Origin of the sequence: Caballeronia sp. dw_276 (assembly GCF_018449635.1) — a bacterium.
GTDB lineage: Bacteria > Pseudomonadota > Gammaproteobacteria > Burkholderiales > Burkholderiaceae > Caballeronia.
Genome location: NZ_JAAVUV010000009.1, coordinates 237086 through 256271, shown reverse-complemented (window position 1 = coordinate 256271; position 19186 = coordinate 237086). Strand labels below are relative to the sequence as shown.

Below are 19186 nucleotides of genomic sequence, written 5' to 3'. Positions count from 1 at the left end.
CGTTTCGCGGCGTTCGTCTTTCATCGAGTCAGGCGCCGTTTCATTCATCTTTCGTGTCGTTGCGCTTCCTGCGCACCGGCACTCGCCACTTTCAGCGAGTCGCGAACATGGCCGTCAATTTCCCCTCGATCGATCCCGCCAACCTGTTTCCCGTCGCCGGCGTCACGCTAGGCTGGGCCGAGGCGAATATCCGAAAACCGAATCGCAAGGATTTGCTCGTTGTGCAGATCGATGCAGGCGCGACGGTGGGCGGGGTGTTCACCTTGAATCGCTTTTGCGCTGCGCCTGTGACCGTGTGCCGCGAGCATCTCGACGCCGTGCGCGCGGGCGGCAAGGGCATTCGCGCGTTGGTCGTGAACACCGGCAACGCGAACGCCGGAACGGGCGAGTCCGGCATGGCGCATACGCGCGAAACATGTACGGCGTTGGCCGCGTTGCTGGGTCTCGACGCTGCACAGATCCTGCCGTTTTCGACGGGCGTGATTCTTGAACCCTTGCCTATCGACCGGTTGAAGGCGGGGTTGCCAGCGGCGATCGCGAATCAAAAACCGGCTCATTGGTTCGACGCGGCGCAAACCATCATGACCACCGATACGCTGCCGAAAGCGGCATCGCGTCAGGTTGAGATTGACGGCCACACGATCACGCTTTCGGGTATCAGCAAGGGCGCCGGCATGATCAAGCCGAACATGGCGACCATGCTGGGTTTCCTGGCGTGCGACGCCGCCGTGTCCCAGCCCGTGCTCGACACGCTGATCAAGCACGTCGCGGATCGCTCGTTCAATTGCATCACCATCGACGGGGATACTTCCACGAACGATTCGTTCATCGTGATTGCGTCGGGCAAGTCGACGCTGCCTTTGATCGATTCCACGGATTCGGCGGCTTATGCGGCGTTGCGCGATGCGGTCACGTCGGTGGCGCAAGAGCTCGCGCAGTTGATCGTGCGCGACGGCGAAGGCGCGACGAAGTTCATGACGGTGACGGTCGAAGGCGGCACGAGCGAAGCGGAATGCCGGCAGATCGCGTACGCTATCGGTCACTCGCCGCTGGTCAAGACCGCGTTTTATGCATCGGATCCGAACCTCGGCCGGATTTTGGCGGCTATCGGTTATGCCGGCGTGACAGATCTGGACGTGAACAAGATCGACCTGTATCTCGACGATGTTCTCGTCGCGAAAAAGGGCGGCCGGAATCCGGAATATCGCGAGGAAGACGGCCAGCGCGTGATGAAAAAAAGCGAGATCGCGATTCGCGTCTTGCTCGGCCGCGGTCAGGCCAACGCCACCATCTGGACGTGCGACCTTTCGCACGATTACGTCAGCATCAACGCCGACTATCGCTCCTGAACCCGAACTTTCCCATGGATAAACTCGAACAATTTCTGACGCGCGCCGAAGCTGTCCTCGCGCGCGTTGAAGGGATGTTGCCGCCTGCCGCGCCTGAAATCGACTGGGACAAGGCCGTGGCGTTCCGCTGGCGCAAGCGTCAGGGGCGCGGTTTTTTGCAGCCGGTGCCGAACCTTTCGGCGCTTTCGCTCGACGACCTTTGCAATATCGAACGTCAGAAAGAGTTGATCGAGCAGAACACGCGGCAGTTCGTACGCAAGGCGCCCGCGAACAACGTATTGCTCACGGGCGCGCGCGGGACGGGCAAGTCGTCGCTGATCAAGGCGTGTCTGAACGCGTATGCGTCGGAAGGTTTGCGTCTGATCGAAGTCGATAAAGACGATTTGCACGATCTTGGCGATATCGTCGACCTGATTTCCACACGGCCGGAGCGGTTTATCGTTTTCTGCGATGACCTCTCGTTCGAAGACGGTGAGTCGGGTTACAAGGCGCTGAAAGTGGCGCTCGACGGCTCGATTTCGGCGCAATCGGACAACGTGCTGATCTACGCGACGTCGAATCGCCGCCACTTGTTGCCGGAATACATGAGCGACAACGAGACCTACAAACACACATCGGATGGCGAGATTCATCCGGGCGAAGTGGTTGAAGAGAAGATTTCGCTGTCAGAGCGATTCGGCCTGTGGGTGAGCTTTTATCCGTTCAAACAAGACGATTATTTGACGATCGTCGGGCACTGGTTGAAGCATTTCGGCTGCCAAGAGGAAGAGATTGCAAACGCTCGCGGCGACGCGCTTGTGTGGGCGCTCGAACGCGGCTCACGTTCCGGTCGCGTGGCGTGGCAGTTCGCGCGTGACTATTCGGGCCGCAAGGCATGAGCACGGCGCCGCTTTCAACCACGGCGCCCGACGGGCGCAAGATGACCGATGTCGCTGTAGGCGTGCTCGTGCAACCGGACGGACGGTATTTACTCGCGCAACGTCCGGAAGGCAAACCGTACGAGGGGTACTGGGAGTTTCCAGGCGGAAAGCTGGAGGCGGGCGAAAGCGTTGAAGCCGCGCTCGTGCGGGAATTGCACGAGGAACTGGGTATCGATGTGACTGCCTGCGAGCGCTGGCGGACGCTGGAACACGACTATCCGCATGCTTACGTGCGGCTCTATTTCTGCAAGGTGACGGCGTGGGAAGGCGAACCGGCTGGACGGGAAGGTCAGGCGCTTGCCTGGCAACATCTTCCCGCCGATGTGAACCCGTTGCTGCCCGCAGCCATTCCGGTACTTGAATGGCTTGCGGCAGAGGCGGTCTGAGCGGCTTTTTAGTTGAGACCGCTATGGTCGTCGTCTGGGGGCGTGTCCTGCTGACCGCCGCCAATCTTGTACTTCTCGGTTGCCCACGCACCGAGATCGATCTGCTTGCAACGGTCTGAACAAAACGGGCGGAACCGGCTTTCCGGGACCCAGCGTACATCCTTCGCGCAAGTCGGGCATTTAACGATGGTAGTCATTCGGCAGTGCGGATCTGATAAAGGTTGAGTTCAGTAAATAAGGGTTTTTAGCCTGATTTAAAGACTGCACAGTGTCAGGTGAAACGGAATGTCTGCATCGACGGCACGTGGTCTCAAGTCGCCGTCCTGCACCGTGAAGCGCACCCAAAGCATATATTTGTTCGCGCTCGCCTCGGGAATCAGGCGCGTATCCGACGGTACGCGGACTTGCATCAATTGATACGTCCGGCCAGACAGCATTTGCTGGTAGCTGCCCTGCATTGCCATCACTTTCGACGCCTGACCCGATTCGCGTGCAAGCCGCAGCACGATTGTGGCCGCATCGCGCAAAGGCAGCATGGGCGTGACCCACTTCGCGATATCGCCGCGGCGCTGCTCAGCCGGGCATTGCTGCCAGGCGAAATACGACGGCAGGTCGAAGCGGCACGTTCCACCCGGAATGATCGTCCGGCTGCGAATACTGGCAAGCCACTCATTGTCCGCGAGATGCTGGCCTGTCTTGCCCTGCATCTGGCCGAGTCCTGCCAATGTTTGCTCGATCTCGCCAAGCACCGATTCCAGAGCGTCCTGCTCGATCCCTGGGTTTCCCCGAAACGGCGCAAGCGTCTGGCGTTGCCGTTCCAATTCCTTCATCAGATCGGCTTTCAGGTCCGTACGGCCGGCGACTTCAGCGATCTCGAACAGTGTGGTCAGTGCAGCGTGATGTTCGCGCGGGTCTTCTTGAGTCAGAAAGAAGGTGAAGCGCTCGAAAAGATCTTCGAGACGCAGCAGCGTCCTGATTCGCTCGTTGAAGGGGTACTCGTAAAGGATCAAGCGCGCTCGCCTCGGCGTTGGTCGAAAGTTTCGATGCGGAAAGTGAGGACATTCTAATGCCGCATCAAACCCCAAGCAAATCTCCACGATTAATCACATCTGGCGCGCATTTTCAGCGCCGATCGTGACGCGTTCGGACGTGTTGCACGCACTTGTTAGGTACGCGGCTTGCTGCGCGCGGTGGCCATTTCGAGATAACGCGCGTGCAGAACGTCGACCTCCCGCTGCAGCGTTTCCAGTGTGGCGGCAGAGTCGTTGACGACGACATCATCTGCCGCTGCGAGCCGTGCTTCACGCGTTGCCTGGCGGGCGATGATGGCAAGAACCTGCTCGCGCTCGAAACCGTTGCGCCGGATCACCCGCTCGATCTGCGTTTCAACGGGGCAATCGACCACGAGGATTCGATCAACCTTGCTGGCCCGCTCCCCGGCCTCGATCAGCAACGGCACCACTACGATGTGATACGCGCTGAGCGCTTCGCTGCGTTGGCGCTCGCTTTCCGCGCGGATCAGCGGATGCGTGATGGCTTCGAGTTGCACTTTGGCGGCGGGATCGGCGAATACACGAGCACGCATTTTCGCGCGATCCATGGCGCCATCGGCGGTGACGAACTCGGGGCCGAACGCGCTTTCAATAAGCGGCATGGCTATGCCGCCCGGCGCCGTGATCTGATGCGCGATCAAGTCGGCGTCGATAACCGTCACTCCGCGCGCCCCGAACATGTCCGCCACGGTCGTCTTGCCGCTGCCGATTCCACCCGTCAGGCCAATGCTGAACATCTCGTGACTCTCCTCTTTATCCAAATAGCGTATAGAACGGCGTGCCGAAGAAAAGCGTGATCACGCCGCCTGCTGCGAGAAATGGCCCGAACGGCAGCGGTTCCTCGAAACGCATCTTGCCTATGCTGGTGGCCGCCAACCCGAAAATCGCGCCCGCAATGGCCGACAGCAGCACGATCTGGGGCAGCGCCTCCCAGCCGAGCCATGCGCCGAGTGCGGCGAGCAGCTTGAAGTCCCCGTAGCCCATTCCTTCAACGCCGCGAACGAGGCGGAACAGCCAATACACGCACCACAAAAACAAATATCCCGCGATTGCACCGATGACCGCTTCGTGGAGTGGGACGAAGGCGGTATCGCCGAGATTGACGATCAAACCCGCCCAAAGCAGCGGCAAAGTGAGCGAATCGGGGAGATAGCGGGTATCGAAGTCGATCAGGCTCATGGCGAGCAGCATGGCGCAAAGGCCGAATGCCACGAGCGCAATCCACGTCGGGCCGAACGCGAAGAGCGATAGCGCTGCGAACAGCGCGGTCGCGAGCTCCGTCAGCGGATAGCGTGCACTGACCCGAGCGTGACACTTGGCGCAACGGCCGCGCAGCAGCACGTAGCTCACGACCGGGATGTTCTCCCATGCCCGTAGCACGTGGCCGCAATGCGGGCATGCGCTGCGCGGGACGGCAAGGTTGTAGTGTTCTGCCGGCGGCGTGTGTTCAGTCAAGGTCTCTGCCTGCCATGCGCGCTCCAGCATGATCGGCAAACGGTGCACGACGACCGTCAGAAAACTGCCGATCACGAGCCCGAAGATGATCGCGAAACCGTACTGCGCCGCAAGCGGCAAGGTGCCGAAAGCGGAACCGTAAGCGTCGAGATAGCGGCCTGAAAACTCCGCCTGATACAAGGGATGCATGACTGTCCTGGGTCGAATTCGGCTGCGATCCTACACCACCTACACCACATTCCCGAGCTGCACGATCGGAAGATACATTGCCACAACAAGGCCGCCTACCAGTGCGCCGAGTACGACGATCACCACTGGCTCGCACAAGCTCGCGAAGGCGCCGGTCTGTTCGTCGACCTGACGGTCGCCCAGTGTAGCCAGGTCGAGCAGCATTGCGTCCAGTGAGCCGGATTCTTCGGCGACTGCTATTGGCTGGACGACGTCTGGCGGGAAGCAGGCCGCCGCGCGCATGGCCGCGGCAAGCCGTTCACCGCGCCGGAGGCGTCCTGCGATCTCGACGGTGGCCGTATCGAAGATACGGTTGCCCGTGGCTTTCGATAATGAATCAAAAGCGTCCGATAGCGGCGTTCCCGCCGCCAGCAACGTGCCGAGCGCACGGCTCCATCTGGCGACTGCCAGCGCGCGCAGCAGCGAGCCGGCAAGTGGCAACTTCAGCATGGCGCGGTCGAACGCGCTGCGAGCCGACGGCACGCGTTGTAGCAACCGCTTGAATGCAACCAACGACACCACGCAGAAGAGTCCGAACGGTACGCTCCAGCGCGCGACACCATCCGACAGAGCCAGCACGAACAGCGTGGGCGCGGGCAGCTTCGCGCCGAAGCCATCGAAGATGGTCTTGAAAGTTGGTACCACGCCGATCAGCAATCCTGCAGTAATGGCAAGAGACAACAGCAGCACGGCGACCGGGTACGTGAGCGCGGCGCGCAGCTTCGCGCGCTGAGCGCCGGCCCGTTCGCGATCTTCAGCGAGGCGTGCGAGCACGGTAGGCAGCGCGCCGGCCAGTTCGCCGACGGATACAAGCTGGCAGTACAGCGCGTTGAAGCACGCGGGATGACGCGCCAGTGCTTCCGAAAACGCGACGCCTTGCGTGATGTCGCGCGCGACCGATCCCACTATCCGAGGCAAGCCGCCACGCGAAGGTGTCTGCGCGATGAGGTCGAGACATGGTGCGAGTGGCAGTCCGGCCCGCAACAGGCCAGCAAGTTGCCGCGTAAAAAGGGTGACGTCGGCGGCTTTGGCTTTGGGCGGCGGCGCCGGTCCTGTGCCAGTGAGTTCGAGCACTGTTATGCCATCGCGTTTGAGTGCGGCGCGCGCAGCCGTGGTGTCCATGGCTATGGTCTTGCCGCGTTTATTCGTGCCCGTGGCGTCGATGCCGCGCCAGGTGAAGCGTGTATCGGATGGTTGCGACGACTGCATTAGCCGACCTCCGTCGCGCTGGCAGCTTCCGCCACGCTCGTAACGCCTTCTCGTACCCGGGCGAGAGCGGCGTCGCTCAGACTCGGCATGCCTTCGCGTTGCGCCTGCCGCGTAATGGCGTGGGTCGCGGCGCGAGCCACGATGAGTTCGCGCAGAGCATCGGAGACTGGCATCAGTTGATGCACACCAACACGCCCGCGATAACCAATGCCGTGGCACGCGGCACAGCCGCGCGGTTCGAATGGCCGGAAGCCCGGCTCCAGTTCCAGATCCGACGGCACCCGGCACGCTTCGCAAAGCCGGCGCACGAGCCGTTGGGCTGTGACGAGCTTGAGTGCCGATGCGAGGTTGTACGGCGCAATGCCGATATCGATCAGACGTGCAATAGCGGCGGGCGCGTCGTTCGTATGCAGTGTGGAGAGCACCAGATGCCCGGTTTGCGCAGCTTTCACGGCGACGTCGGCGGTTTCGGCATCTCGAATCTCACCCACCATGATCACATCCGGGTCCTGCCGCATGAACGCCCGCAGCGCGACCGCGAAGGTAAGGCCGGCTTTGTCGCGCACGCTGACCTGGTTGATGCCGGCAAGCTGGATCTCCGCCGGATCTTCGACCGAGCAGACATTGCGCGATTCGGCGTTGAGCATTTGCAGGAAGCAATACAACGACAAGGTCTTGCCGCTGCCGGTCGGCCCGGTGACGAGCACGAGGCCGTGCGGCGCGTGGATTGCGGCCTTGACACTCTCTTGTTGCTTGCCCGAGAGCCCGAGCGCCGCCAGCGACAGATCCTTGGGCAAAGAATCCAGCCGGCGCAAAACCAGCTTTTCGCCGAATAGCACGGGCAGGGAATTGACCCGGTAGTCCTCCGGATTGCCATTGGCAAGCGGCAACCGCAGGCGCCCGTCTTGTGGCACGCGCCGCTCTGCAATGTCCATCCGCGCCAACACTTTGATGCGCGTGGTGAAGGCATCGCGCAAATGCAACGGCGGTGTGAGATAGGTGTGCAGCGCGCCGTCGATGCGCAATCGGATTCGCCATTCGTGCTCGCCGGGTTCGACGTGAATATCCGATGCGCCGCGTGCCGCGGCTTCACGTAGCGTGTCCGCGAGCAACGCGACGGCGGGTGCGCTGTCCGCCTCGGCGATAGCTTCAACTGGCCGGGCGTTGAATTGCGGCGGCGGTCGGGAAAATGTGGCGGGCAGCGAAGACGGCATGGCGTAGCTCGGTGAACGGGATGCCCCGATCATGGCCTTGTGCGCCATCGATTAAAACTAGACCGAATGGCTAACCCTCGCACGTGCAAAAAACTAGACCGAATGGCTAACGCGAAGTAACCGGCAACGCAAATCGCGCAAAACAGGGCAAGCTGATGCAACCCTCTGCAACCCGAGACCCCGTGCGCCAACAGCCTTATGACACCGCCTTTTTTCTTACTTTTGTTTCTTCGGCAGTACGCCCTGTGGCCTGAAGATCTTCACGGTGCGGATAGCCTGATCGTCGCTGCGCATCACCTCAAAATGCACGCCCGCAATGCGCACGCTCACGTCGCCGTCGGGAATCTCTTCCAGCGTTTCGAGGATCAACCCGTTCAGGGTTTTCGGGCCGTCCGTGGGAAGCGTCAGCTTGAGCCAGCGGTTCAGTTCGCGCAGCGGCATGCTGCCGGCCACGATGCACTCGCCGTTCTCGTTCCAGCCGGCGCTCGAACCGGCGCCCCGCGGAATGGTCGTCGTGAACTCGCCAATCAGTTCTTCGATGATGTCTTCGGGCGTGACGAGTCCCTGCAACTCGCCGTATTCGTTCACCACGATTGCTATCCGATGGCGGCTTTCCTGGAAAAACTGCAGTTGCTGGAACACGGGCGTTCCGGCCGGCACGAAGTACGGCTCGGCCAGCAATTCGCGCAACGTCTCGCGCTCGAACTCCTGGTTATGCAGCGCCGACAGCGTTTTTCTTACGTGCAGCACGCCCAGCACGCGATCTATATCGCCTTGATATACGACCAGCTTGTTGTGATAGCAGGTTTCAAGCTGGTGAAGAATCGTATCGAATGGAGCGTCGAAATCCAGCGCTTCAATCCGGCGGCGCGGAACCATCACGTCGTCGACCGTGATGTTTTCGAGGTCGAACAGGTTCAGCAAAATGCTACGGTGCTTGGTTGGCATGAAGTTGCCGGATTCCAGCACGACGGTGCGCAATTCCTCCGTGGAAAGGCGTTGGTCCCGGCCGCCTTTTGTATTGATACGCAGTACGCGCAACACGCCGTTTGCGAACAGGTTGACGAACCAGACAAGCGGCCGAGCCACGCGCATCAGCGGCGAAAGGATCAGGCTCGCCGGCAGCGCGACTTTTTCCGGATATGTCGCGCCAACAATCTTCGGCGCAATTTCCGCGAACACAATAATGAGGAAGGCCACTATCCCGGTTGCAACCGACAGCACGATGTTGTCGTGACCGAACGTGCGCAGCGCAATGGAGGTCGTCAGCGCCGAAATGATCGTGTTGATCAGATTGTTGCCGATCAGGATCACGCTCAGCAGCTGATCGGTCTTGGCAAGCAGGCCCTGCGTGACGCGGGCGCGCAGTGAACCCTGGTTGGCAAGGTGTTTGAGGCGATGGCGATTGAGCGCCATCATCGATGTTTCGGAAATCGAGAAAAAAGCGGAGAAAAACAGCAGCAGAAAAATGGCGCAAATTTGCGCCCATAAGGGAATGTGGTCCACGCGAGATTCAGATAGGGAGGATGGGAAAGACTATAGCAGAGGCCAAAACGATTGCTTCTCTTGGCCGGCCACAGCTTTTGGACGGCCGTCGGGACGGCCGGTCCTCCCTCTCAGTTGCGAATTTTTCTACTGACTGCAGGTGAAGCTGCCTGCCGAATTGACGTCGCCGTTGGTGAATTTCGGCCATGTCGGATAACGGCAGAGGGGCCGCGTGCGCCCGAGTGTTGCCGGCGTGGAATCCGTCATCGTCAACGTGCCCGGCGCCGTGCCGTTCTCCACCCACTGTTCGAGCGCGCCGAGCGAATCGACCTGCGGCAGGAACGGGCCGGTGCCGTGGCCGACGCCCGGCATCAGGTAGAAACGCGCGAAGTTATCGACGGAAGATTGGCCGAACTTCTGCACCAGGGCGTTGTAGTAGTCGACAGACGAATCCGTGCTGACGATTTCATCGGCGAGACCGTGGGTGATGATCGCCTTGCCGCCCTTTGCGATGAACGCCGAAAGATCCGGATTGGTGGCATCGCTTTCGGCGGAAACCTGCTGGACCTGTGCCTGGTACGTGCCCGGATTGAGCGGATCGAAGGTGAGCGAATTGAAGGTCGGAATGCGCGTGATGAAGTACTTGACCCACTGGTCACCGGTTACCCACTGGTTTGCGTCGTTCTTGCCGGCGGGGTTTGAGGGCGTCGGAGATGTGCCGAAATCGCGGGTGGTGTACTGACCCGCGAACACTGAACCGGCCAGGATGTTGTAGCCGGCGTAACGCGTGACGCCGTTTGCAAGCGGGTAGGGCAGCACCATGGGTGAAGCAATCGTGTTGACGGTTGCGATCTGGGCATCGGAGAGACATGTGTCTCCAGTGTCCTTGCCGTCCGCGCAGCGCACGGCGGCCAGAACCGCGGGCGCCTGCAGCTTGCAGGCGGCCACGTTGGAGATGATGCCGTCCGCCACGCCATCGAGCGTATCGCAGGCTTTGGTCACGGCGTTTTGCAGCAGGACAGTCTTTTTGACATCGAGCCAGCCAGCGCCGCCGTTCAGATAAAGCGCCCGGCCGAGCACGACGTTCGATAGCCGCAAGCCCGTGTAATTGAGTGCGGGACGGTTGACGACAATGCCGTCGTAGTCCGCGGGCCAGCGCTGGATCACGGTGAGACCGTCGCGGCCGCCGGTGGAACTTCCGAAGAAGTAGGTTTTGGTTGGCGCAGTGTTGTAACGCGCCTTGAGCAGAAGCATGGCGACATCGTGCGTTTTCTTCAGCGTCAGGCCCCCATAGTTGGCGAGGGCTTCGTCGTTGGCGGCGAACGAGCCGTCGGTAATGCTTTTGCTCTGGTGGCCGGAGTCATCGCCGAAAGTGACGTAGCCGCGGGCGAGGGGTGTGGATGAACCCGCGGGCGCCATGTCCAGCGCGGCAAGTCCGGTAATGAGCGTGCCGTCGAAGCCGCCGCCGCCATACTGCAGCGCCTTGTTGTTCCAGGCGGTCGGCAGGTTGACTTCGAAGTTGATGTTGGGCGCGGTGGTATCGACGGGGGCGATCGTGCCGTTCACCTGGCAATACTCGCCGGACGTAGCCGATGCCGCCACCAGCGTCGCGCTCGCTACAGTCGCGCCGTTGCTGGGTGCGCCGATGGAGGCCGCCGCGATTTTCATCCCGCCGAGTGCGGAGCATGCGGCGGCGGCAGTAACCGCAGGCGGTGTGCCGCCCGAATCCGATGACGACGACCCGCCGCAACCCGAAAGCGCGGCGGCGAGAAGCGATAAGCCGCACGCGGCCATATAGGTTTTCATGATGCTGTCTCCGTATGTTTGTGAACTGCTGCCTTGCAAAATCTGTTCAGTCGGTCGCGCCGGCTGTAGATGGAGATAAGACGTGAGCTGCTCTTTCCACGCCGAACAACGCCCGCACGCCTTCGCGCGAGCCGAGCATCGCGGCGCCGTTGTGGCCGACATCGGGCACTTCCCAGCACTGATGAGCCAGCGCCGGGTGTCGTGCCTTGATGTACGCAAAATACGAACGCCCGCGCGCCAGCCTGTGCGGCCCTTGAGCGGCCGCTGCGCAAGAAAGATCAAGTGCTTCGTGACGCGGATCGCAATCCTTTTGACCGAGGAGGTAGATCACATCGGCGGCGGCGTAGCGTTGTTCGAGCGTTTCGAAGTGCGCCGACTCGACATAACGAGGCGCTTTCTGGATCCCGTACTTCCAGTCGTCCACGCCGGGGCACTTGTGCATATCGGCGGGGCGGAAGACGCCTTCGGCATCCGGGCGCATCGAATCGAAGTACACATAGGACGATGGATTTGCGATCACGTACCGGCAATGCACGTCGGGTGCATTACCCCCGGCGCCAACGATCGCGTACCGGTGCGCGACCTGCGCGCCACCCGAATGCCCGGCAATGACCACGTCGCGCAACGCCGGATACCGAACCCGATCTGCAAATTGTTCGATGAACGCATCGAGGACATCGAAGGAACTGATTGGCGCGGGACCGAGCGCGTCGTCGCCGCCCATCCACGAGGTCCATTCCCAATGCAGGGTATCGGCGGGCAGTCCGTGCGCGCCGATATCCGCGGTCGCGAGAAATTGCGGCACGAGCAACAACGTGCGGGCGGGGTCGGTCTGCGCCGCCGCCAGCGCGTTTTGAGCCGAGAGCAAATACGCGTCGGCATCGCGCAGACGGCCGTGGAGCAAAATCACAATGCGCGAAACATTCGCAGCATCGCGTTCTTCCAACGAACGATAAAACGGCACCACACCCGTTCCGCGCGGCGTGGAGACACGCATCCATTCATTGCCGACAGCGCTGACGGGCTGCTCGTTACGAGGTTTATCGAGAAGGGTCATTCAATCCACCGCGACAGCTTCAGGATCGCGGCGCAGGCGCTGCCCGGAGTGGGTCAGCCCGACCAGCGCGAGCGACACGACGCCGGCAAAAATCAGGTAGTACGCCGGAACGATGTTCGATCCGGTCAAAGTGATCAGCGTGGAAACGGTCAATGGCGCGAGGCCGCCGAACAAGGTAACCGCGATGTTGTACGAGAGCGCCACGCCGGTCGAGCGGGTCGCCGTGGGGAAAAGTTGCGTCAGCATGCCGGGATGCGGGCCGGACATCAGGCTGAGCACAACGGACGCGACCATTTGCGCAGCAAAAACGCGTCCCGGCGTAGGCGATGCAAGCACCCACGCGAACAGCGGATACGCGATCACAATCCACACAATTGTCACCGGAAAGAACAACCTGAACGCGCCGATGCGATCCGCGAGTTTTCCGGCCAGCGGATATCCCACGATTGCGATGAGGCCGGAAACTGCCGTCCCCATCAGCGCGTTTTTGAGGGGCAGGTGCAACTGCCGCTCCACATAAAGCGGCAAGAACGTATGCCACAGATAATTTGTGGCCGTCCCCACGATGATCACGCCCATCGCGCACAAGGAAGCATCGCCGCGTTGCCGGAAGAAACCACGGATGGTCTGACGCGGCGCATGACCGAGCCGTTCGCGCAACTCGACGAACTCGGGAGATTCCGCGACCTTATGTCGGATATAGAAGCCGACCGGCCCGACCAGCGCGCCGAGCAGGAACGGCACGCGCCAGCCCCACGATTCAAGCGATGCACGATCAAGGTTTGTCGTCAGCAAATAACCGCAAGCCGACGACAACACGAGCGCAACCGCCTGCGACGTCATCTGGAAGCTGCCGAAGAACATCTTCTTGCCGCGCGGGGCGTACTCGGTGAGCATCGCGGCGGCGGTGGCGAACTCGCCGCCAACGGACAAACCCTGCAGCACCCGAGCCAGCAACACAAGCAACGGCGCCGCAACGCCGATGGTCGAATACCCCGGCGTCAGCCCCATCAGCAAGGTGCTCGCGGCCATCAGCAGAATGAGCATGGAAAGCGTACGCCTGCGGCCAACACGATCGGCATAGGCGCCAATCGCAATCCCGCCAAGCGGCCGTACGATAAACCCGACCGCGAACGTGCCGAGCGTCAGGGTGGTCGAAAGCGCCGTGTTGCCGACCGGAAAAAACACGTGCGCGATGATCTTCGCGAAGTACCCGTAAATGAGGAAATCGAACCATTCCAGCCCATTGCCAATCACGGACGCCAGTACGGCGCGGCGAATCTGCGATTTGCTGAGCGTCGATGTCGACGCCGGCGGGAACGCCGCTGAGCCTGAAGGGAAGGTGGTTTCCATACGTCTCCTGAATCTTCTGTTCATCTACTTGTATTTGAACCGAAGAGTATGAGACGGGTTGGCAAATGTAAAATACATATGAGATGGCATTGCCATACGTCATGGATATGTGAGGCCCTTGCATGGAACTGCGTCACCTTCGGTATTTCCTCACCGTTGCGGAAGAACGCCAGTTCACGCGCGCGGCGGCGCGGTTGCATATCCAGCAACCGCCGTTATCGCAGCAGATTCAGGAACTGGAGCGTGAACTGGGATTCGCGTTGTTCACGCGGTTGCCGCGCGGGGTGGAATTGACATCGGCGGGAGCGGCGTTTGTCGTCGATGCCCGGGCCGTGCTCGATGCCCTCGATCAAGGCATCACTAACGCGCGCCGTGTGGCGAACGGGCAATTGGGATCGGTGCGAATCGCGCTGACGAGTTCGGCGGCGTTCCATCCGCTCACGACCGCCGCGATCCGCCAGTTTCGCGCGACGCATCCTGACATTGCCATCGATCTGAACGAGGTCAATGCGGCGGGGATTATCGAACGGATGATGAGCGGTCGTATCGATGCCGCGATTTTGCGCAAGCCGATCGAGACGCCGGCCGAGTTGCGTTTCGATCTGTTGCACGAGGAGCGCATGGTGCTCGTGCTGCCGGTCGGGCACGCGTTGCTGGTGCGTCCAAAAGGTACGCGGCAGCGTAAATCAAATGGGCAACCCCAGGTTCCATTGAAAGCGCTTGCCGGCGAGTCTTTCATTTTCGTACGGCGTCCAGGCGCGCCGGGCATGTACGCCGACTTTATCCGCGCTTGCGAGGCGGCGGGTTTCAAGCCGGACGTAGTAAGCGAGGTACCGCGGATGTCGAGCGCGATCAATCTCGTGGCGGCAGGGGCGGGCATCACGCTCGTGCCGGCGTCCATGCAGCGATACCAGCAGGAAAGCGTCGTGTATTGCGTTGTCGCTGGCGACGAGGCGTTTTCAGCGCCGCTTCATCTCGTCACGCATCGGGAATCGGCGAACCCGGCGGCGGCGCGGTTTGCGCAGGCCGTGCTCGATTTCGTGGTGCCGCAAACGCAGCGCTGAAACGCCGTGAAATATTACGAAAGGCTTCAGATCAAATCGGGCACGAACGCGACTCCGCGTTTTCCCTCAGAATCGGTGGAATAAACGGGTTCGATGGCGCGTTTGATGAGTGTCGGTCTGCAGCGCTTGACATGGTGGACCACCGCACAAAAAGCTCGATCCACCCCCATTTCCGCACGGAGTTTCAATGTCCACGCAAGCCGCCAACGTGGCGACACAACCGCCTGAAGCCGAGACACCGCTGCGCTACACGCGCACCGCGATGGTCCTGCACTGGCTCGTCGCATTGCTGATCATCTGCAACGTCGTGCTGGGACTGACGGCGGAATCGTTTCCGGATAACTGGATCCGGCCGATCGTCGATACCCACAAGTCCATCGGCATCACGGTCCTCGGGCTCGTGTTGCTGCGCATTTTGTGGCGCGTGTCGCATCGGCCGCCGCCGTTGCCGAAGACGTTTCCGAAGTGGGAGCACGTTGCTGCGCATATCGCGCATTTCCTCTTGTATCTGCTGATGATCGGCCTGCCCTTGTCCGGCTGGCTGCACGATTCAGCGTGGAGCGGCGCGGCCACGCATCCCATGCATCTGTTCGGCGTGATTCCGTGGCCGCGCGTGGGTTACGTGATGAATCTCGATCCGGCGCTGAAGGAAACGCTGCACGATCGCTTCGGCGCATTGCACGCGTGGCTTGGTTACGCGCTGTACGCATTGTTCGCGATGCATGTTGGCGGCGCGCTCAAGCATCAATGGATAGACCGCAAGTCGGTGATTTCGCGGATGGTGCCGTAATGGATATGGAGCTTAAAAAAACCGTGCCGGCGCTCGCACCAAAACACGCGTCCCGACCAGCACAAACGTCCCTGGAAGCCGCGCTCGCGAAGGCATCGCCGCGGATTGCCCCGCGTCCGGTCACGCTCGCAAGCGTGCTGATCCACGGCAGCGTGATCGTGCTCTGGCTCGTGCTCTTTGCCCGCGCGTTCTTCCTGCATGGCGTGGTCGCGTGGTCGACGGGTATTGCCTACGTGGTCTATGACACCTTGTTGCTGATGTTCGTCGGGGCCAAGTCGTGGACGCTGGTGAAGCGGCCCAAGCCGCTCGATCGTCAGCAACTTGAACACGGTTTGCCGCAGTTGGGCGTGATCGTGGCTTCGCACAATGAAGCCGCCGTATTGCCGAACACGCTTGCCAAGTTGCTCGGCCAGACGCACAGCGCGGCGCAAATCGTGATCGCGGACGATGGTTCCACCGACGCCACCGCCGAGCTTCTCACGCAACGTTTCGGCTTGATCACGCCGGTCGAGGGTGAGTTGAGCGCGGCATCGACGCTGTATCCCAATTTATATTGGCTGCGCGTTGCGCACGGTGGAAAGGCGCGGGCGCTGAACGCGGCCATCGAAAAGATCAGCACGCCGATTGTGATGACGTGCGACGCCGACACACGCCTCGCCGACGACGCCATTCTCGCCATGCGCAGCGCCTTCGCAGCACGTCCGAATCTCGTGGCGGCGGCGGGCATCCTGGTGCCGGTGTGCAGCAAGACACTCAGCGGACGGTTTTTCCAGTGGTTCCAGACCTACGAATACATTCGTAATTTCATCTCGCGTTTCGCCTGGATGCGCGCTGACAGCCTGCTTTTGATCTCGGGCGCGTTTGCATCGTTTCGACGTGAGGCGCTGGTCGCGGTCGGCGGCTTCGATGCCGAATGTCTCGTCGAAGATTACGAGCTGATCCACCGGCTACGCCGCCACGCGGTCGATCACGGCCTCGACTGGGACGTGCGCGTGGTTGGAAACGCGCACGCAATCACCGACGCGCCGAGTTCGCTCAGCGGTTTCATGCGCCAGCGCCGTCGCTGGTTCGCGGGTTTCCTGCAGACGCAGTACTGGAACCGCGACATGACCGGCAATCGCCGATACGGCAAGCTCGGCCTCTTGATGCTGCCCGTCAAGGCGTTCGATACCCTGCAACCCATCTATGGCCTGACGGCGTTTGCGTTGCTGATCGGGTTTATCGTGGAGCGGCGTGGCGCGGTGGTGCTGCCAATTTTCAGTGTGATCGGCGCGAAGATCCTGCTGGATTTCGCGTTCCACTTGTGGACCGTGCATCTGTACCGCCGATGGACCGGCGACACCGCCGGATCGAGCTTGTGGATGGCGGTTGTATCGGCGGTGGTCGAGCCGTTCACGTTCCAGTTGTTGCGCCACACGGGCGCGGCGTTGGGCTGGGTCGACTTTCTGGGACGTTCGCGTGCATGGGGCGTGCAGACAAGAGCGGGACTCGCCGCAGCCGACGAAGCGTGAACGTCAAGCCGATCAGCGAGCGTACCGGACCACCATACTTGACGACGCCAGCACGTGGTCCTTCATCGCGGCAATCAGCGTGTCGCGGTTGAGCGCGGCGGGCATCGTCTCTCCGGCGATATCGAGCGCGTAGGCTTGCACCACGTAGTGATGGGGTGCATCGCCGCGCGGTGGACAGGGTCCGTAATAGCCATCCTTCCCCGTGCGGTTGATCCCGCCGATACTTCCCGCCGGCGGCGGTCCGCCTTCCGCCAGCGTGGTCACGGATGCCGGAATCCCGTACAAAACCCAATGCACGATGCCGAGTCCTTTGGCGCCATCGGGATCGTAGATGGTGACCGCGAAGCTCTTCGTTCCAGCAGGCACGTTGCTCCACGCGAGCGGCAACGAGACGTTCTTGCCGCCGCAATCCTGCGCGCTCGCAGCGTGACGGGAATCGAGGGTGGCGTTACCGGAGAGCGTGGGGGAGGTGAGGGTGAAGCGGTCATCGGCGATGGCGGCGGCGCTCAGGCCAAGTCCCGCGCATAGTGCAATCGCGTGAATCTTTCGAAAGTTCATTGCCATTTTTTAGGATCGCCACCTAACGCGGCGCAAGTATCAAAGGTGATTGCGCGCAGCTTCGCCTCGCCAATCTGGCCCGACAGCGCATAACCCGCTTGCTCCGTGGTCCAGTAGAACGTGCGTCGCGCGCCGTCGCGCAACATGCGGATCGCGTATTCCTCGCGTCGTTTGCCGGTGCTGCTGGTCATATAAAGCGTGAGCCGCTCGCCGCTGGCGTTCTGATACATGAATTGCGCGGCCGGGCCGTCCTCTCCCGGCAACAAACGGCCGCCGACAAGTTCGAAGCCGTATTCGTGCAGCGAAGGAATGGTCAGCGACCGGTTGAGCCGCTTCGAAAGCCACGTCACCAGATGATCTTCCTGCGACGCCGCGACTTCCACCGCGTGCCGCTGCTCGGGCGCGTACACGGCATAGGCAATGTCCGCGCGCTGCGCGAAAACCGGCGCCGGCCGGTCGCGATCGATCATCGGCAACATCATGTGCATCAGGAACCCGCACGCGATACCCACGACCAGCCAGCTCGCCGCCATCAGATAACGCCGGCGCGGCCGCACGACAACCACTTGGGGTTCCTGGTCCGCCGTCCCGGCAAACAGCGCGCGCAAGGCGTTGTCCTGTGCGCGATACGCCGCCACCGTCGCCGCGCTCGCCGGATCACGCGCGATGCGCGCGGCGGTTTCGGCGCGCTCGGCGTCCGTCGTTTCATCGTCGATAAACGCCGACAGCGCTCGCAGCTCATCGGCTGAAGCGCTCGATTCCGGGCGGTCCGGATTTTCGGGTTTCGTCATGTGCCACTCACGATTTTCAACGATGCCGATTTGCGGCCAGGTTCCTCTCCGAGCATCACGCGCATGTGTTCGCGGGCGCGGGACAGGCGCGACATCACCGTCCCGGGCGGCACGTTCAGCACCGCTGATGCCTCTTGATAACTCATATCCTCTACGCACACGAGCAGCATGACTTCGCGTTGCTCGACAGGCAGGCAATATAACGCGCGCTGCACGTCGCGCAGCACGAGCCCGTCCACTTCGCCAACCGGCGCGGCCATCTGGCGCCAGGGCGCGGTTTCATCGTCGACTGCAATATCGCGCCGGCCACGCAATTGATCGATATAGAGATTGCGCATGATCGTGAACAGCCACGCGCGCAGATTGCTGCCCACGCGAAAAGCGCCCGAGCGACCGAGCGCGCGCTCGGTGACGTCCTGCACGAGGTCATCGGCCCAGGCGCGGTCTCCCGTCAGCGCGCGCGCATAACGCCGCAACTGCGGGAGAATCCCAACGAGATCAGTATCGAAACTCAACGCCCTTGGCTCATTACATGTTCAGGTTTGGTGTCAGGTCTCACGCGCGCCAGTCCCTGGCCTTATTGCTTCACCGTGTGCCAGACGTCCTTGAAGTTCTCACCCTTGGCGTCGCCCGCCTTGGTGTCTTTCGCGAACGTGTACACGCGCTTGCCCTTGTAAGCCCATTGTTTGCCGCCGTCGGCGGTGGAGACGACGCTCCAGTCGCCCTGCGCCTTGTCGGACGCATCGGCCATTGCCGCCGGCCAGGCCTGCGCGCAGCCGCCCGAGCAGGCGCTTGGACCGGAAGCCGTGTCTTTGTCGAAGGTATAGAGCGTCATGCCCTTTGAGTCGGTGTACATGCCGTTGGCGGCCACGGGCGGCGCGGCGTGAACAGTCAGGGCGGTCATGCTGAAAGTGGCGGCGAGCGCCACGGCGAGCATCGGGATTCGCGTTTTCATTTG

Annotated in this window: 20 protein-coding genes; 6 read left to right on the top strand and 14 right to left on the bottom strand. The window is 61.6% G+C overall.

The features are described 5' to 3' along the window. The first annotated feature begins 107 nt into the window (after window positions 1-107). From argJ to HB633_RS20490, 3 genes are read left to right on the top strand one after another with little or no spacing between them, the layout of a single operon-like run. Complete coding sequence (argJ, locus tag HB633_RS20500; protein WP_213779995.1) at window positions 108-1349, top strand: bifunctional glutamate N-acetyltransferase/amino-acid acetyltransferase ArgJ; 1242 nt, start codon at window positions 108-110, stop codon at window positions 1347-1349. A 14-nt stretch (window positions 1350-1363) separates the two neighbouring features. Continuing rightward, window positions 1364-2227 (top strand): ATP-binding protein, encoded by an 864-nt coding sequence (locus HB633_RS20495; RefSeq protein WP_213779994.1) that lies wholly within the window; start codon window positions 1364-1366, stop codon window positions 2225-2227. Further along, complete coding sequence (locus HB633_RS20490; RefSeq protein WP_213779993.1) at window positions 2224-2655, top strand: NUDIX domain-containing protein; 432 nt, start codon at window positions 2224-2226, stop codon at window positions 2653-2655. The genes HB633_RS20495 and HB633_RS20490 overlap by 4 nt, the downstream gene beginning before the upstream one ends. An 8-nt stretch (window positions 2656-2663) precedes the next feature. On the opposite strand, the gene yacG is transcribed toward HB633_RS20490, so the two are convergent. The 10 genes from yacG to HB633_RS20440 form a co-directional block, all read right to left on the bottom strand. Beyond that, complete coding sequence (yacG, locus tag HB633_RS20485; protein WP_062000319.1) at window positions 2664-2852, bottom strand: DNA gyrase inhibitor YacG; 189 nt, start codon at window positions 2850-2852, stop codon at window positions 2664-2666. 57 nt (window positions 2853-2909) lie between these two features. Then, window positions 2910-3665 carry a cell division protein ZapD gene (gene zapD, locus HB633_RS20480; protein ID WP_213779992.1) on the bottom strand — a complete coding sequence of 252 codons (756 nt, stop codon included), beginning with the start codon at window positions 3663-3665 and terminating at the stop codon, window positions 2910-2912. 155 nt (window positions 3666-3820) lie between these two features. Beyond that, window positions 3821-4444, bottom strand: coding sequence for a dephospho-CoA kinase (gene coaE / locus HB633_RS20475; protein WP_213779991.1), 624 nt, complete (start codon window positions 4442-4444; stop codon window positions 3821-3823). Between the two features lie 16 nt (window positions 4445-4460). Then, the gene (locus HB633_RS20470; RefSeq protein ID WP_213779990.1) at window positions 4461-5351 is read right to left on the bottom strand and encodes an A24 family peptidase; all 891 of its coding nucleotides are present in this window, start codon (window positions 5349-5351) and stop codon (window positions 4461-4463) included. A gap of 39 nt (window positions 5352-5390) precedes the next feature. After that, entirely contained in the window at window positions 5391-6599 is a 1209-nt protein-coding gene (locus HB633_RS20465) for a type II secretion system F family protein (protein ID WP_213779989.1), read from the bottom strand. Next, on the bottom strand, window positions 6599-7846 hold the full coding sequence (locus HB633_RS20460; protein ID WP_213779988.1) for an ATPase, T2SS/T4P/T4SS family: 1248 nt from the start codon (window positions 7844-7846) through the stop codon (window positions 6599-6601). Before HB633_RS20460 ends, HB633_RS20465 begins: the two co-directional genes overlap by 1 nt. 183 nt (window positions 7847-8029) lie before the next feature. Beyond that, window positions 8030-9319 (bottom strand): CNNM domain-containing protein, encoded by a 1290-nt coding sequence (locus HB633_RS20455; protein ID WP_213779987.1) that lies wholly within the window; start codon window positions 9317-9319, stop codon window positions 8030-8032. A gap of 126 nt (window positions 9320-9445) precedes the next feature. Beyond that, a complete protein-coding gene (locus HB633_RS20450) occupies window positions 9446-11104 on the bottom strand; it encodes a tannase/feruloyl esterase family alpha/beta hydrolase (RefSeq protein ID WP_255581033.1) in 1659 nt (552 codons plus the stop codon). Window positions 11105-11150: 46 nt separating this feature from the next. After that, on the bottom strand, window positions 11151-12161 hold the full coding sequence (locus HB633_RS20445) for a hypothetical protein (protein WP_213779986.1): 1011 nt from the start codon (window positions 12159-12161) through the stop codon (window positions 11151-11153). Next, window positions 12162-13514, bottom strand: a complete 1353-nt coding sequence (locus HB633_RS20440; RefSeq protein ID WP_213779985.1) for an MFS transporter — start codon at window positions 13512-13514, stop codon at window positions 12162-12164. A 122-nt stretch (window positions 13515-13636) separates the two neighbouring features. Here HB633_RS20440 and HB633_RS20435 point away from each other — a divergent pair, with 122 nt between their 5' ends. From HB633_RS20435 to HB633_RS20425, 3 genes are all read left to right on the top strand, one after another. After that, a complete protein-coding gene (locus HB633_RS20435; protein ID WP_213779984.1) occupies window positions 13637-14578 on the top strand; it encodes a LysR family transcriptional regulator in 942 nt (313 codons plus the stop codon). Window positions 14579-14765: 187 nt separating this feature from the next. Then, window positions 14766-15368: a cytochrome b gene (locus tag HB633_RS20430; protein ID WP_213779983.1), complete on the top strand. Its 603-nt coding sequence runs from the start codon at window positions 14766-14768 to the stop codon at window positions 15366-15368. Window positions 15369-15373: 5 nt separating this feature from the next. Beyond that, window positions 15374-16879, top strand: a complete 1506-nt coding sequence (locus HB633_RS20425; protein ID WP_213780024.1) for a glycosyltransferase — start codon at window positions 15374-15376, stop codon at window positions 16877-16879. A 12-nt stretch (window positions 16880-16891) separates the two neighbouring features. On the opposite strand, the gene HB633_RS20420 is transcribed toward HB633_RS20425, so the two are convergent. From HB633_RS20420 to HB633_RS20405, 4 genes are all read right to left on the bottom strand, one after another. Next, window positions 16892-17437, bottom strand: a complete 546-nt coding sequence (locus HB633_RS20420; RefSeq protein ID WP_255581032.1) for a YbhB/YbcL family Raf kinase inhibitor-like protein — start codon at window positions 17435-17437, stop codon at window positions 16892-16894. After that, a complete protein-coding gene (locus HB633_RS20415) occupies window positions 17434-18228 on the bottom strand; it encodes an anti-sigma factor (protein ID WP_213779981.1) in 795 nt (264 codons plus the stop codon). The genes HB633_RS20420 and HB633_RS20415 overlap by 4 nt, the downstream gene beginning before the upstream one ends. Further along, entirely contained in the window at window positions 18225-18743 is a 519-nt protein-coding gene (locus tag HB633_RS20410) for a sigma-70 family RNA polymerase sigma factor (RefSeq protein ID WP_056354731.1), read from the bottom strand. Before HB633_RS20410 ends, HB633_RS20415 begins: the two co-directional genes overlap by 4 nt. A 62-nt stretch (window positions 18744-18805) precedes the next feature. Then, window positions 18806-19132, bottom strand: coding sequence for a hypothetical protein (locus HB633_RS20405; protein ID WP_255581043.1), 327 nt, complete (start codon window positions 19130-19132; stop codon window positions 18806-18808). Window positions 19133-19186 lie beyond the last annotated feature (54 nt).